Annotated in this window: 5 protein-coding genes and 3 pseudogenes; all 8 read left to right on the top strand. The window is 68.5% G+C overall.

Going from position 1 to position 16,022, the window contains the following annotated elements:
• Positions 1–88 precede the first annotated feature (88 nt).
• A complete protein-coding gene (locus I8J32_RS16830; RefSeq protein ID WP_207526689.1) occupies positions 89–4,363 on the top strand; it encodes a carboxypeptidase regulatory-like domain-containing protein in 4,275 nt (1,424 codons plus the stop codon).
• A gap of 2,645 nt (positions 4,364–7,008) precedes the next feature.
• Positions 7,009–7,744, top strand: a pseudogene (gene aqpZ, locus I8J32_RS16825) (aquaporin Z).
• Positions 7,745–8,002: 258 nt separating this feature from the next.
• Positions 8,003–9,902: pseudogene (gene thrS / locus I8J32_RS16820) on the top strand (threonine--tRNA ligase).
• 75 nt (positions 9,903–9,977) lie between these two features.
• On the top strand, positions 9,978–10,517 hold the full coding sequence (gene infC / locus I8J32_RS16815) for a translation initiation factor IF-3 (protein WP_200614449.1): 540 nt from the start codon (positions 9,978–9,980) through the stop codon (positions 10,515–10,517).
• A gap of 1,125 nt (positions 10,518–11,642) precedes the next feature.
• The gene (gene rpmI / locus I8J32_RS16810; RefSeq protein WP_056132915.1) at positions 11,643–11,840 is read left to right on the top strand and encodes a 50S ribosomal protein L35; all 198 of its coding nucleotides are present in this window, start codon (positions 11,643–11,645) and stop codon (positions 11,838–11,840) included.
• Between the two features lie 12 nt (positions 11,841–11,852).
• A complete protein-coding gene (gene rplT, locus I8J32_RS16805) occupies positions 11,853–12,212 on the top strand; it encodes a 50S ribosomal protein L20 (RefSeq protein WP_200613833.1) in 360 nt (119 codons plus the stop codon).
• 282 nt (positions 12,213–12,494) lie between these two features.
• Positions 12,495–13,506: pseudogene (gene pheS / locus I8J32_RS16800) on the top strand (phenylalanine--tRNA ligase subunit alpha).
• A gap of 136 nt (positions 13,507–13,642) precedes the next feature.
• A complete protein-coding gene (gene pheT / locus I8J32_RS16795) occupies positions 13,643–16,021 on the top strand; it encodes a phenylalanine--tRNA ligase subunit beta (RefSeq protein ID WP_200613830.1) in 2,379 nt (792 codons plus the stop codon).
• Position 16,022 lies beyond the last annotated feature (1 nt).

Here is a 16,022-nt window from a genome sequence, read left to right as displayed (position 1 = left end):
AGGCAGGCCGGTTGTGGTGGCAGGGCGGTAACCGTAGCGGGCAGGCGGCTGTAAAGCCTGATGACATCGGAATCTGGGGGCGCGTGAAATGAAGGGAATCAGGGGTGTAGTCGCAATCGCCGTCGCGTCCATCGCGATGCTGGTGGGCGTGCGCAGTTCGGCGCAGGACGCCGCCCTCAACCGCGGCCTGGACTGGTTGCAGGACCAGGTGCAGAGCAACGGCTCGCTGGCGACCGAATCGGGCTCCCTGGCCGTCGTCGAGCAGGCGCGCACCGAGACCGCGCACACGCTCGCGCAGGCAGGCCGCACGACGGCGCTGCCCGACGTGAGCCTGTCGGCGACCTCCGGCCTGTCGACCGAACTGCTCGCCCGTCGCGTGATCGCGCTGGGTGCCACCGGGCACGGCGAGGACGCCACGCAGGTGCTCGGCGCGCTGCTCCCGCGCGCCAACGCCGACGGCGGCTATGGCAGTGCCGTGGGCCAGCCGAGCAATCCCCTGGACACCTCGCTGGCGCTGCTGGCCATGCGCGCCGGCGGCATCAGCCGCGACGTCAAGGTGCAGGCCGCGTTCGGATACCTTGGCGGCGCCGCCAATGCCGACGGCAGCTACAGCCTCGGCCAGTCGACCTTCGCCACCGCCTACGCGCTGCAGGCTTTCGTGCGCTTCCGCAGCGAGTACAGCCTTTCCGCGCCGATCCAGCGCACGCGCGCGGCGCTGATCGCGCAGCAGGTGGCTGGCGCCTACGCCGATACCACCGACAACGCCGTGGCGACGATCGCGCTGGCCCAGTCCGGTCCGTCCACCGACGCGGCCGCGGCCGTGGCCGCACTGCGCAATGCGCAGGGCAGCGACGGCAGCTGGAATGGCGATCCCTACGTCACCGCCCTGGCGCTGCGCGCGCTGTGGACCGCGGCGAGCGCGCCTTCCAGCGACGCCGGTCGCCTCGTGGGTGAGGTCTATGACGCCAGTTCGGGCCTGCCGCTGTCGCAGGCCATCGTCAGCGTCGCCGGCCGGCCCGGCGCCGCCCTGAGCGACGGCAACGGCGTGTTCGTGCTCGAAGGCCTGCCCGCGGGTAGCTATGCCGTCAGCATCACCCACGTCGGTTACCAGCCCTACGCCGGCCAGGCGCAGGTCGACGCCGGCGGCACCACCAACCTGGGCCGCATCGCACTGGGCCTGGCCGACAACACGGCGGCCCTGCGTGGCCGCATCACCAACGCGACCAACGGCCAGGCGCTCGCCGGCGTTGCCGTGCAGGTTGCCGGTACGCTCAACGCCCAGACACAGACCAACGCCGACGGCGACTATGAGCTGCTGGGTCTGCCGGCCGGCAACTACTCGATCCAGGTCAGCCTCGCCGGCTTCCAGCCGCTGACCGCGGTGGCCGACCTTCCCCCGCGCAGCGTGGTGAAGTTCTCGCCGTCGCTGACGCCCGAAGGCCAGACGCCGCCGACCGATGCCACCGCCCACGGCGTGGTGGTCGACGCCGCCGATGGCGCGCCGATCGCCAACGCACAGGTCCAGGTCAACGGCCAGGGCGCGCTCACCGATGCGCAGGGCCGCTTCGACTACGCGTCGCTCCCGGTGGGTGCATTCACCGGCGGCGTGCAGGCGACCGGCTTCGACAGCGTGAGCTTCAGCGGCGTGCTCGCCGCCGGCGCCAATGACTTCGGCCGCATCACGCTCACCCGCACGCAGCTGCCCCGTCGCACGATCATCGGCACCGTCACCTCGAGCGCCACCGGGCTACCGATCGATGGCGCCTCGATCACGCTCAACGGCCAGGAAGCGGGCACCACCGATGCCGCGGGCACGTACCGCATCGAGGACGCGGTGGTCGAGGAGATCGAACTGTCCTTCGCCGCCGCGGGTTACCAGCCGCGCACCGCGTTCACGCGCCTGGAGAATCCGGGCACGTACCGCATCGATGCCGTGCTCGACGACGTGCTCGAGGGCAGCTTCCAGGTCGTCAACCTGCGCACCACCCCGGCGGCGGTGCTGCCTGGCCAGACGATGCGGATCACCGCCGACATCGCCAACCTCAATGCCGAAGCCAAGGCCGGTCTCGTGCTGGTGCGCCTGCTCGACAGCGCCGGCATGAAGGTGGCGCAGTTCTGCGGCGCCGAGGCGATCGGCCAGCCGGAGCAATGCGAGTACGCATTCGATGCGAAGCAGGTGAAGCCCTTCGCGATCGACTGGGTCGCGACCAACCTGCCCACCGGCACCTACACGCTGGCGATCCACGTGGTGCAGCCGGGCAGCATCCAGCGCAACACGCCGCTGGGGCTGGTGTACGGCATGGCCAGCCGTGAAATCCGGATCAACTCCGCGCTGAGCCTGCAGGGCCTGGTGACGCCGTCGCCGCCGGTGATGATCCCCAACGCGCCCAGCGGCGTGGACTTCACCGCCACCGTGCGCAACATGGGCAACGATCTCATCCCGGCCGGCCAGGCGAAGCTGTCGGTGATCGACCGCGCGAATGGCGCCGTGGCCCACACGGTCACCATCGCAATGCCGGAGCTGCTGGCCAGCGACCTGGTCGAACTCGACTTCGGCCATTGGGCGCCCGCGTCCACCGGTGCCGAATACGACCTGCAGGTCGTCTCCACCAATCCCGACGTCGGCGGCGTGGTCACCGGCGAGTTCTACATCGGCGACGCCGCCACCGGCGAATTCACCGTCACGCCGATGGAAACCGCCGAAGGCAACCAGCGCGTCGAGGCCACGCTGACCGTGAAGGGTGTCAACAACCCGACCGGCCAGGCGGCGGACCCGCTGTTCAAGCTCGTGCGCGAAGCGGTCACGCGTGGTGGCGCCTACACGGCCACCAACGCCATCAACTGGCAGAACAGCAACGGCTGCCTGGGCTGCCACATCCAGACCCAGAGCCTGTACGGCCTGGGCAGTTCGCTGGACAAGGCCGACATCGACGCTTCCGCGGCGACCTTCCTGCAGAACTCGCAGAGCGCCTCGATCCAGGCCGACCGTTCCATCTACACCCACCACCCCGAGTACCGCCTGACCTCGACCATCCTCGGGTTGTGGGGCATGACGGCGTGGCCCGACCGCCGCGGCACCTTCAATGCGCGGTACCGTTCGGCCGACTACCTGTACGGTCGGCGCAACGAGAACGCCAGCGGCGTGTACTGGTGGTACGACCACGACACCGGCTGGATCCACGAGAACCCGGCCGCGACCGCCACCGTCGTCGAAGGCATGACCAGCGTCCTGCGCGACGCGGCCCAGTTCGGGCTGACCGAGATCCACGAGTTCGCGCCCGCCAACCGCGCGGCGACCTCGGCGCGCGACATCGCCACGGCGCCCAGCGGAAAGATCTACACGCTGCATACCGATGGCCGCGTCTTCGTCTACGACCCGGTGGCCCGCACCTACGTGGCCTACGCATCGACGACGCGCGGGGCCACATACCACAGCATCGCCGTGGGCACCGATGACGCCGTCTACCTGAGCGCCACGCCGCGCTCCGGGCAGCCGCCGGTGATCGAACGCCTCAGCCCGGCGGGCAGCAGCGTGGTCGCCACGATGCCGCTGCTGGTGGAGTCGATCGATTTCGCCGACGACGGCAAGCTGGTGGCCCTCAACCGCGCCAGCCGCGTCGTGTACGTGGTCGATCCCCGCTGCCGGCACCGTGCAGGAGATCTCGCGCGCCAACCTGATCACCAACACCGCGACCACCATCACGGCCGGGCAGGGCGGTGCGATCTTCGTGACCGTGCCCAGCGGCGTGGTCTCGCTGACCCGCGCCGGTGTCCAGAAGCTGATCCACCGGGGCGGCATCTACCAGCGTTCCGACCTGGCCCTGGACGGCCAGGGTCACGGCTACTCCGGCGGCACCGACGCCCTGTACGAAGTGAGCGCGGGCGGCATCGTCGAACGCTTCACCGGTGGCCAGCGCGTCGATCGCCTGGCCGTCGTCGGCGGCAAGCTGTTCGGCCTGAACTTCGGTACCAACCAGCTGGTGGAGATCTCGCTCACCACGGTGCCGATCAGCACGCGCCTGGGCGAGATGCGGGCGTCGGTCGAAAAGGCCGCCAAGTACTTCGAGACCTATTCCGACTACGGCACGCCGGCACAGGCCTTCCGCCTGATCATGCTGGCCGAGGCCCGCCCGTACATCAACGACGCCACGCTGGCGGCCAAGGTGGATGCGCGCATTCCCGCACTGGCCACGCAACTGCGCGGCCAGCAGCGCGCCGATGGTGGCTGGGGCCGCACGCCCACGCAGACGAGCGATCCGCTGATCACCGCGATCGTCGGCACCGCCCTGGACTACACCAATCCCGAGCCCACCGACCCGGTGCTGCGCAAGACCGTGCAGTACCTGCTCAGCAAGCAGGCTAGCGACGGTTCCTGGGCCGGCCAGTACTTCTCGACCCGCCTGGGCGCGACCAGTTACGTCATGGCCTACCTGCCCAAGGCCGTTGCACGCCTGGGCGGCATCGACGTCGGCCTCGGCCTGGAATTCGGCTCGGACGTGCAGGTGCTGGGTTCCTCGGTCGCCGCCGACAGCAGCGTGATCAACGCCGACGGCTCCAGTTCCTGGTTCTACAAGCTGGGCCGCATCAACAGCTCCGGCGGCGTGTTCACCTTCTCGCTCAACCTGATCAACATGACGGTCGACGAGTGGCGCGCCATCGCCAAGCGCGCGTTCCTGCGCTTCATCAACAGCTTCAACGGTGAAGTCGTCGAGGCGCCGATCGCGATCCCGACCGTGCACGCGGTCAGCAAGTACCAGCTCAGCCTGCTGCTCAACCGCGCGATCTTCCACGCGAACGAGGACGTGCTGGTGCAGCCGACGGTGCGCAACAACGGCTCCACCTATACCAGCGGCAGCCTGCGCTACTTCATCGAGACCGCCACGGGCGTGCCGGTGACGGAGCTGTCGACCGTCGCCTTCACCGGGATGACCATTGGCAGCGAACGAACGTTGCCGCAGCCATGGAACACCGGCGTCGCCCCCGCGGGCGACTACCGCGCGCGTGTCGTCCTCCTCGGCCCGGACGGGCAGGTGTGGGGCGAGACGATGCAGCCGTTCCAGATCGTCACCACCTCGCCCGGTCCGCAGCTCGATTCGACCGTGGCCACCGACCGGCCGGTCTACGATCCCTTCGACACCGTCGCGATCCTGGGCAAGGTCCGCAACCTGACCTTGAACAGCGATTACGAACAGTTGACCGTCACCGAGACGGTGACTTCCCCGGCGGGTGACGAAGTGTTCACCCAGGACAGCCCGATCGACGTGCTGGCCGCCAGCTCGGCACACGCGCTGACGGTGCCGTTCAACCTGGTGGCCGCGCCGGCCGGCGTCTACACGGTCACCCAGCTCGTCAAGTCGGCGGCGGGGGACGTGCTCGACACGCGGACGACCACGTTCGAGGTGCGTTCCACCAGCACCGGCGGCGCGGGGCTCGCGGGCACGATCGCCGCGGTTCCGGCGGAAATTGAAGTCGGCGAAACGACCTCGCTGCAGTCGGCCGTGTTCAACCAGGGCAACGCCGACCTCACCGGCCTCCCGCTGGTGGTGACGGTCATCGACCCGGCGAACGAAACCGTGCTGGCCAGCTGGACACAGGCGCACGACCTGGCCGTCGGCGGCACCGTGTCGTTCGCGCTGCCGTGGGATACCACGGGCGTGGCCGCGGGCGACTACCAGGCCGTGCTGCAGGCACGCGTGGCCACCGGGCTGATCAACCTGGCCTGGACCCCGATCCGCGTCATCGAGGCGCAGGTGCGGGCGGAAATGCAGCAGGAGATCACCGCCACCGGCCGCGTGCTGGTGCTGATGACCTGCCGCGTCGGCACCGGCGCCGCCGAGGATGCGGCGTGCACCACGCAGCGCGCGGCGTTCGTCGACGCATTGCTGACCCGCCTGGGCATCGAGCACAAGGTGGTGACCACGACGGCAGCCTTCGCCGCCGAGTACGCCACCGGCCGCTACGACACGTACTGGATCAGTGGTGGCGCGCAGAAGCTGGCCAACACCTTCGCCGAGGAACTGCGCGAAGCCGTGTTCCAGGGCGACGGACTGCTGGTCGATGGCGTGCACGATTCGCGCAACCAGATCCTCGACGACGCACTGGGCGTGAAGTTCTACGGCCAGCTGCCGGGCAACCAGCACGCCGCGGTGACCTCGGGCGAGTTCGACGTCGGCACGTTCGACGCGGCCGGCGACGCCCTGCGCTACGGCGCGCTGACCGCGCACATCCGTGGCCGCTTCGACACCACAGCGGGCTCCCCGGCCTTCCTGGTCAACCGCTTCGGCGAAGGCGAATCGGCGGTCGCCGGCTTCGACCTGGTCGCGGTGCTGATGCGGGCCGGTTCGGCGGCGCAGGCCGAGCAGCTGCTGGCCCGCAGCCTGCAGCAGGTCATGCCGCCGGCACCGGCCTACGGCCTGTCGGGCGGCTACCTGAGCGTGCGCACCCGCGTGCACAACCTGGGCCAAGCCGGTGGAGCTGCTGCTGCGCAATGCCGCGGTCAGTCCGCTGCGTGTCGAAGACGCACGTCCGCAGGCGCAGACGCTGACTTCGGCGCTGGCGGAATGGCGCTTCGACCTGGGCCTGGACGAGACCCGGCAGTTCCAGGTGGGCCTGCGCCTGCCTGCTGCGGCCGGCAGCTACACGCTGGCCTCCACGCTGCTGCTCGCGTCCAACCCGACGGCGCCGCCGCTGGCGAGCCAGACCCTGGCCATCCCGGTCACCACCGCGCGCGACCTGTCGGTGCTGCTGGGCCAGGACCTGGACGCCTACGTGCTGGCACCGTCGGAGCGCAACGCCCGCGATCGGGTGAAGCAATCTGTCGCCGATGCGCTAGGCTCGCTGCAGGCGCGCAACCGCGACGCCGCGATCGGGCACCTGCTCAAGGCGCTGGACGAACTGGCCAAGATCGAATCGGTGGATACCACCGGCTGCCATGTCTATCTGTCGGCCATGATCAAGTCGGCGCGCGTGTCCGCGTTGCCCTGACCGAACTGCCAAGAGGAACGGAACATGTTCAGGAAGTTGCTTGCGGAAGGGGTGGGGACGATGTGGCTCGTGCTGGGCGGCTGCGGCAGCGCCGTGCTCGCGGCGGGGCTTCCCGGACATCGGCATCGGCCTGCTCGGCGTGTCGCTGGCCTTCGGACTCACGGTGCTGACCGCGGCGTTCGCGCTGGGCCCGATTTCGGGCGGCCACTTCAATCCGGCGGTCACCGTCGGGCTGGCGACGGCGGGGCGCTTCCCGGTCCGCGAAGTGCCGATGTACGTGGTGGCGCAGGTGCTGGGCGCCATCGCGGGCGCGGGGCTGGTGTACCTGATCGCCAGCGGCAAGGTCGGCTACGACGTCTCCAGCGGCCTGGCCTCCAACGGCTTTGAAGAGCATTCGCCCGGCGGCTATTCCATGACCGCCGCGCTGGTCAGCGAAGTGGTCATGACGGCGATGTTCCTGATCGTGATACTGGGGGCGACCGCCACGCGCGCCCCGGTCGGTTTCGCGCCGATCGCCATCGGCCTGGCGCTGACGCTCATCCACCTGGTCAGCATCCCGGTGACCAACACCTCCGTGAATCCGGCCCGTAGCACCGGCCCGGCGCTGTTCGTCGGTGGCTGGGCCCTGCAGCAGCTGTGGCTGTTCTGGGTGGCCCCGCTGGTGGGGGCGGTGGTCGCGGGCCTGTCCTGGCGCCTGTTCGAGGACCCGATCCGGTCGGGCGAGGCCTCGGCGGCCACCTCGGTCCGGCAGGGCTCCTGAGCCGGGTCGTTTGACTTGGACCGCGAGGTCGCCAACCATGGGCGTTCCGGCCGCGTCGCAGCGGCCTGCCTGCCCTAGGTGGCCCGCGGCGCAACCGCCGGTCGAGCGTGTGACATGAGCACTACCACCGCCCATCGTTGAACCCGCCCCGAGGTCCGCATGACGGCGCCCTCGTGGCGCCGTTTTGTTTTTGCGCGGCGCCCGCCGCTTCCGTCCCACCGCCCGCCCTGCGCGGGCCTCCCGAAGTCTCCCGCCCCAATGATCGCCATTACGCTTCCCGACGGCAGCCGCCGTGAATTCGACAACCCCGTGACGGTGGCCGATGTCGCCGCCTCCATCGGCGCCGGCCTGGCCAAGGCCGCGCTGGCCGGCAAGGTCGACGGCCGCCTGGTCGACACCAGTCACCGCATCGAGGCCGACGCCAGCCTCGAGATCGTCACCGAAAAGCACCCCGACGCCCTGGAGGTGCTGCGCCACTCCACCGCGCACCTGCTGGCGCAGGCCGTGCAGCGCCTGCACCCGGGCGCGCAGGTCACCATCGGCCCGGTCATCGACAACGGCTTCTACTACGACTTCGCCTACGAGCGTCCCTTCACGCCCGAGGACCTGCCGGCCATCGAGGCCGAAATGCAGAAGATCGTGAAGGAGGCCCAGCCTGTTTCGCGCAGCGTGAAGTCCCGCGACGACGCGGTCGCCTTCTTCAAGGGCATCGGCGAGCACTACAAGGCGGAGATCATCGAATCGATCCCGGCCACCGAGGACCTCTCGCTCTACAGCCAGGGCGAGTTCACCGACCTGTGCCGCGGCCCGCACGTGCCGGCCACGGACAAGCTGCGCGCCTTCAAGCTGATGAAGGTCGCCGGCGCCTACTGGCGCGGCGATTCCAACAACCAGATGCTCAGCCGCATCTACGGCACGGCCTGGTTGAACGACAAGGACCTCAAGGGCTACCTGCACCTGCTGGAGGAAGCCGAGAAGCGCGACCACCGCAAGATCGCCAGACAGCAGAACCTGTTCCACCTGCAGGAAGAGGCCCCGGGCCTGATCTTCTGGCATCCCAAGGGCTGGTCGGTGTGGCAGGTCGTGGAGCAGTACATGCGCCGCGTCTACCACGAGACCGGCTACGGCGAGGTGCGCTGCCCGCAGATCCTGGACGTGTCGCTGTGGAAGTCCTCCGGCCACTGGGACAACTACCAGGGACAACATGTTCTTCACCGAGTCGGAGAAGCGCACCTATGCGCTCAAGCCGATGAACTGCCCCGGCCACGTGCAGGTGTTCAAGCAGGGGCTGCACAGCTACCGCGACCTGCCGATCCGCTACGGCGAGTTCGGCGCCTGCCACCGCAACGAGCCCTCCGGCGCGCTGCACGGCATCCTGCGCGTGCGCGGCTTCACCCAGGACGACGGCCACATCTTCTGCACCGCGGACCAGGTCGAGGCCGAGGTCACCGCCTTCCACCAGCAGGCCATGAAGGTCTACACCGACTTCGGCTTCAGCGACGTCCAGCTCAAGATCGCCCTGCGCCCCGAACCGCGCCTGGGCGACGACGCCACCTGGGACAAGGCCGAGGACGCCCTGCGGTCGGCCCTGCGGGCGGCCGGGGTCGAATGGCAGGAGCTGCCGGGCGAGGGCGCCTTCTACGGCCCCAAGATCGAATACCACCTCAAGGACGCCATCGGCCGGACCTGGCAGCTGGGCACGATGCAGGTCGATTTCATGATGCCCGGACGCCTGGGGGCCGAATATGTCGACGAAACCAGCCAGAAGCGGCATCCCGTGATGCTCCACCGGGCCATCGTGGGCTCCATGGAGCGCTTCATCGGGATCCTGATCGAGCACCACGCCGGCCAGTTCCCGGCCTGGCTGGCCCCGATCCAGGCCGTGGTGATGAACATCACCGACGCCCAGGCCGACTGGGTGGAGGACGTTCGGAAATCCCTTACGAATCAAGGCTTCCGGGTCCAGTCCGATTTGCGGAACGAGAAGATCGGCTATAAGATCCGCGAGCACACGCTGCAGCGCGTGCCGTACCTGCTGGTGGTTGGAGACCGCGAGAAGGAAAACGGCATGGTCGCGGTGCGTACGCGAGGGGGGGAAGATCTCGGCACGATGTCGGTCGCTGATTTCGCCTCGCGGCTGCGCAGTCAGGCGCTATGACGCCAACTACGCACGACGCATTGGCAGTGTAGGCAACGGCCCGGCCACAACGATCGAGTGGCCGGCAACTATCTCATTGGAGATCGCAACATCAGTACTCCCGAAAAGCCGAACCGTAAGAACCAGGAAATCCGCGTACCGCGCGTGCGCGTGATTGGTAGCGACGGCGAAATGATCGGCGTGCTCACGCGCGACGAAGCGCTGAGCATGGCGCAGGACGAAGGCATGGACCTCGTGGAGATCCAGCCCAACGCGGATCCGCCGGTGTGCCGCATCATGGACTTTGGCAAGTTCAAGTTCGAGGCGCAGAAGAAGGCGAACGCGGCCAAGAAGAAGCAGAAGATGGTCGAGATCAAGGAACTCAAGTTCCGGCCGGTCACCGATGAAGGCGACTACCAGATCAAGATGCGCAACATCCGCCGCTTCCTCGAGGAAGGTGACAAGGTCAAGATCAACATCCGCTTCCGTGGCCGCGAGATGAGCCACCAGGAACTGGGTCGAGAGATGGCCTCGCGCATCGAGCGTGACCTGGGCGACGAGATCGTCATCGAATCGCGTCCGCGCCTGGAAGGGCGGCAGATGGTCATGATGATCGCCCCCAAGAAGAAGACCTGATCCGGGAAGGTCGCCGCAGGGCGGCCGCCTGGCGTTCGGTAGGGCCGCCGCGAGGCGGCCCTTCTGTTTTGGGCCGCGCAGGTGATCGTCCCGCTGCCATCCCGAGCACGCCATGGGGCGGGTCTCGACCCGCCACCGCGCAGGCGCAGCACCGGCGGATCTCAACCCGCGCCATCCCAAAGACACCATAGGGCGGGTCTTGACCCGCCATCGCGCAGGCGCACCAGCGGCAGATCTCGACCCGCGCAATAGGGCGGGTCTTGACCCGCCACCGCGCAGGCGCAGCAGCGGCGGGTCAAGACCCGCCCTATGAATGCCTCGGAGGGCGGAAGGCCGCCGAGGATTCCCGAAGGCCGAACCGGCATTCCCGAATCCTCTTTTCGCCTTCGCGAAGGCGCATTCCGGCTTCCGGAAGACCGTGGAGGACTCCGGAAGGCCGAACGGGTATTCCCGAAGGCTTTTTTCGCCTTCGCGAAGACGGATTCAGGCTTCCGGAAGACCGTGGAGGACTCCGGAAGACCAAATCGGTATTCCCGAAGGGTTTTTTTGCCTTCGCGAACACCGATTCCGGCTTCCGGAAGACCGTGGAGTATTCACGAAGGCTTTTTTCGCCTTCGCGAAGGCGGATTCGGGCTTCCGGAACCCCGTGGAGGATTCCGGAAGGCTGTGGAGCAACCGGAAGACCGTGGAGGACTCCGGAAGGCCCTGGAGTACTCCGGAAGGCCGTGGAGGATTCCGGAAGACCGTGGAGGACTCCGGAAGGCTGCGGAGGACTCCCGGAAGTCCGTCGAGGACTCCGGAAGCTGGTGGATCACCCCGGAAGGCCGTGCGCCCGATGCCCCGCCGACGCCATCCTCCCGGCCTTGCCTAACATCCTGATTTGCATGGCATTGCCCGGCCCTGCATAATGGCCGGCCCGGTTCGCCGGGGTTTGCTGTTGATTCATCACGGAACCTGTCGTGATCCCTTGCGGATCAGCGACTTACAAGCCGGCACGGGCAGGACGGAAAGACCAGATTCTGGTCTTCGCGGCGCAGCAGCAGGACCGGAAGGTCTTCGCAACGCGGCCGCAAAGAGCGGAAAACGGCGCCTAGGCCAGTCATCGAAATCCGAAAGGACATCGCAATGCCCAAGATCAAGACCAATCGGGCGGCGGCCAAGCGCTTCCGGAAGACCGCTTCCGGCAAGTACAAGGCGGGCCACGCCAACAAGAGCCACATCCTCACCAAGAAGGCGACCAAGCGGAAGCGCAACCTCCGGCAGACGAACCACGTTCGTGCCGAGGACGCTGGCCGTCTGGACCGCATGCTTCCGTATTTGTGAGGAGACTGAAAAATGGCACGAGTTAAGCGTGGTGTTACGGCGCGTCGCCGTCACAAGAAAATCCTGAAGCAGGCCAAGGGCTACTACAACGCCCGTCGCAAGGTCTTCCGCGTCGCCAAGCAGGCGGTCACGAAGGCCCTGCAGTACGCCTACATCGGTCGCAAGCAGAAGAAGCGCAATTTCCGTTCGCTGTGGATCACCCGCATCAATGCGGCCGCCCGCATCAACGGCATGAGCTACAGCCGTTTCATGAACGGCCTGCTGAAGTCCGGCATCACCCTGGACCGCAAGGTGCTGGCGGACATCGCCGTGCACGACGCGGCGGGTTTTGCGGCGCTGGCAGAGAAGGCGAAGAGCGCGCTCGCGGCGTAAGTTGATCGATCCTCCGTGCCGGCCTTGATGGCCGCGCGGGATCGCACAACGCAGTACACGCAGGGGGAAGGGCGCAAGTCCTTCCCCCTGTTTCGTTTTTGGCTACCCAAGCTTTGCTGTTGTTCGTCATCCCCGCGAAGGCGGGGTGGTTAACGGACGAATGTCCGGTAATCCATGGACGTCGGGCCTTGTCTGGCCGTATCTCCACTGAAAGGGCAACGGCAAGGTCCATGGATCCCCGCCTTCGCGGGGATGACGACGGAACACCGAGGTTCGGTAAGCATGACCGGAATCGAATCACTTACGCAGCAGGCCCTGGCCGACATCGCCTCGGCGCAGACGCCCGATGCCATCGAGGCCCTGCGCGTTTCGCTGCTCGGCAAGCACGGCAGCATCACCACGCAGCTCAAGCAATTGGGCGGCCTGCCGCCCGACCAGCGCAAGAGCGCCGGCGAGGCCATCAACCAGGCCCGCGACGCGCTGACCGCCGCGCTGGGCGAACGCAAGGCCCGCCTGGACGATGCCGCGCTCGACGCGCGCCTGGCCGGCGAATCGGTGGACGTCACGCTGCCCGGCCTAGACGCCGCCCGCGGCGGCCTGCACCCGGTCAGCCGCACCATGGAGCGCATCGCCGACATCTTCGGGCGGCTCGGCTTCGAGCTCAGCGACGGCCCGGAGATCGAGGACGACTGGCACAACTTCGAGGCGCTGAACTTCCCGCCGCACCATCCGGCGCGCGCGATGCACGACACCTTCTATTTCCCCGACGGCCGCCTGCTGCGCACGCATACCTCCGGTGTGCAGGTGCGCTACATGCTTGACGCCGTGGCCGAAAAGAGCGGCCCGCCGCTGCGCATGATCGCGCTGGGCAAGGTCTACCGCAGCGACAGCGACCAGACCCACACGCCGATGTTCCACCAGTGCGAAGGCCTGCTGGTGGACGAACATGCCAGCTTCGCCGACCTCAAGGGCACGCTGGCGCAGTTCGTGCGCGCGTTCTTCGAGCGCGATTTCGACATGCGTTTCCGCCCCAGCTATTTCCCCCTTCACCGAGCCCTCGGCCGAAGTGGACATCGCCTGGCAGCAGCCGGACGGTTCCACGCGCTGGCTGGAAGTGCTGGGCTGCGGCATGGTCCACCCGAACGTGCTGCGCAACGTCGGCATCGATCCGGAGAAGTACACCGGCTACGCCTTCGGCATGGGCGTGGAGCGCTTCGCGATGCTGCGCTATGGCGTCGACGACCTGCGCAGCTTCTTCGAGAACGACGTGCGGTTCCTCAAGCAGTTCGCGTGAGATGCCGTAGCCCGGGTCAGCGCAAGCGCACCCGGGGCTCTCCGTGACAACGCCGAAACAGCATCCCGGGCGCGCTTCGCTTGACCAGCGTTGCTGTTAAATACCCCGGGCTACGTGATACGGGACACCTGAAACGATGAAATTCTCCGAAAACTGGCTGCGCCAGCACGTTCCCACCACGGCCACGCGCGATGAACTCGCCGCGACGCTGACGGCGATCGGCCTGGAAGTCGAGGAACTCACCCCGCTGGGCGAATCGCTCGAGGGCGTGGTGGTGGCGCACATCCTCAGCGCGGAAAAGCATCCCGAAGCCGATCGCCTGCAGGTGTGCCAGGTCGATACCGGCGCCGGCGCGGTGCAGATCGTCTGCGGCGCGCCCAATGCGCGGCCGGGCCTGAAGGCGCCGCTGGCGATGGTCGGCGCGAACCTGCCCGGCGGCATCGCGATCAAGGCCGCCAGGCTGCGCGGCGTCGAGTCGGCCGGCATGCTGTGTTCGGCCAAGGAGCTGGGCGTGGACCCGGATGCCTCCGGCCTGCTGGAACTGCCCGCCGATGCCGTCCCCGGTACGCCGCTGGCGCAGTTCCTGGGCCTGCCGGACGCCACCATCGAACTCAAGCTCACGCCCAACCGCGCGGACTGCTTCAGCGTGCGCGGCATCGCGTTCGACGTCGCCGCCGCCCTGGGCAGCCAGGTGCAGGCGCTGGACATCCCGGCGGTCCCGGCCCAGGTCGAATCCACGCGCACGGTATCGCTGCAGGCCGGCGAGCGCGTGCCGCGTTTCGTCGGCCGCGTCGTCGAAGGGGTCGACGCCACCGTCGCCACGCCGGCCTGGATGGCCGAACGCCTGCGCCGCAGCGGCGTGCGCCCGATCAGCTTTCTGGTGGACGTCACCCAGTACGTGATGCTCGAACTGGGCCAGCCCATGCACGCCTTCGACCTGGACACGCTGCAGGCCGGCGTGGTCGTGCGTCCCGGCCGCGCGGGCGAGGGGCTCAAGCTGCTCGACGGCCGCACGATCACGCTCGACGATGACTTCCTGGTGGTGTCCGACGGCGACGGCGCACGCCCGGTCGCCCTGGGCGGGATCATGGGCGGCTACGACACGCGCGTCACCGATACGACCCGCAACGTGTTCCTCGAAGCCGCGCACTGGATTCCCTCGGCGATCATCGGCCGCAGCCGCCGGCTGGGCCTGCACACCGACGCCGGCCACCGCTTCGAGCGCGGCGTGGACCCCGAACTGCCGCGCATCGCGATCGAACATGCCACCCGCCTGATCCTCGACATCGCCGGCGGCGCCGCTGGCCCCGTCATCGAGGCCGTCCTGCCCGAGCACCTCGTGCCGGCGCAGCCCATCGTCCTGCGCCGCGCCCGCCTGGCCCGCGTGCTGGGCATGACGGTCGCCGACGCCGAGGTCGAACGCATCCTGCGCGCGCTCGGCCTGGCGGTGGCCACCACCGGCGAGGGCTGGCAGGTCACGCCGCCCAGCCGCCGGTTCGACCTGGCCATCGAGGAAGACCTGATCGAGGAGATCGCGCGCATCCATGGCTACGACGCCGTGCCCACCACGCTGCCGACCGGCGCCGCGCGCCTGGTGGCGCCCAGCGAGGGCAGGGTGGAGGAGTCGACCGCCCGTCGCCACCTGGCCTCGCGCGATTTCCTGGAGGCGGTGAACTACGCCTTCGTCGACGCCGACCTGCTCTCGCGCTGGTCGATGACCGATCGCGCCGTCCCGCTGGCCAATCCCCTGAGCGCCGAGCTGGGCATGATGCGCACCGCGCTGCTGCCCGGCCTGGTGGCCGCGCTGGGCCGGAACCTGGCCCGCCAGCAATCGCGCGTGCGCCTGTTCGAACTGGGTAACGTCTTCGCCGCGGTCGACGGCCGGGCCCCGCTGGAGACGCCGCGCATCGCCGCCGCCGCCTGTGGCGACGTGGCCGGCGAACAGTGGTCCGGCAAGTCCCGTCCGATCGGCTTCCACGACCTCAAGGGCGACCTGGACAGCCTGGCCGCGCTGGCGGCCGCCACGCTCGAGTACCGGCCGTCGTCGCCTGCCTGGGCCCACCCGGGCCGAAGCGCCGACGTCCTGCGCGATGGCCAGCCCATCGGCTGGATCGGCCAGCTCCACCCGCGCCTGCAGCGCGCCCTGGACCTGGACGCGGAGGTGGTGGCGTTCGAGCTCGACCTGGAGGCTTTGCTGCGCCGCGACCTGCGTCGCGCGACCAGCCTGTCGCGCTATCCGTCCGTCCGTCGCGATCTGGCGTTCGTCGTCCCGGAAGCCACGTCCTGGGCGGCGGTTTCGGCCAGCGTCCGGGCCGCCGCGGGCCCGTCCCTGCGGGATCTGGTGCTGTTTGACCGCTATGTCGGCAAAGGCGTGGAAACCGGATTCAAGAGTCTGGCTATGGGCTTGATTCTGCAGGAAGAATCCCGCACCCTGACCGACCGTGAGGTGGACTCCGCGGTCGCCCAGGTGGTGGCCGGACTGGAACGCGAACACGGCGCCGCAATCCGCAGTTGAG

The organism is Lysobacter solisilvae, from assembly GCF_016613535.2.
Classification (GTDB): Bacteria; Pseudomonadota; Gammaproteobacteria; order Xanthomonadales; family Xanthomonadaceae; genus Agrilutibacter; species Agrilutibacter solisilvae.
This window is presented reverse-complemented; position numbering and strand designations above follow the sequence as displayed.

Coding starts and splice junctions, on each gene's coding strand:
- I8J32_RS16830 (WP_207526689.1), top strand. CDS start 89: ATGAAGGGAATCAGGGGTGTAGTCGCAATCGCCGTCGCGTCCATCGCG.
- rpmI (WP_056132915.1), top strand. CDS start 11,643: ATGCCCAAGATCAAGACCAATCGGGCGGCGGCCAAGCGCTTCCGGAAG.
- rplT (WP_200613833.1), top strand. CDS start 11,853: ATGGCACGAGTTAAGCGTGGTGTTACGGCGCGTCGCCGTCACAAGAAA.
- pheT (WP_200613830.1), top strand. CDS start 13,643: ATGAAATTCTCCGAAAACTGGCTGCGCCAGCACGTTCCCACCACGGCC.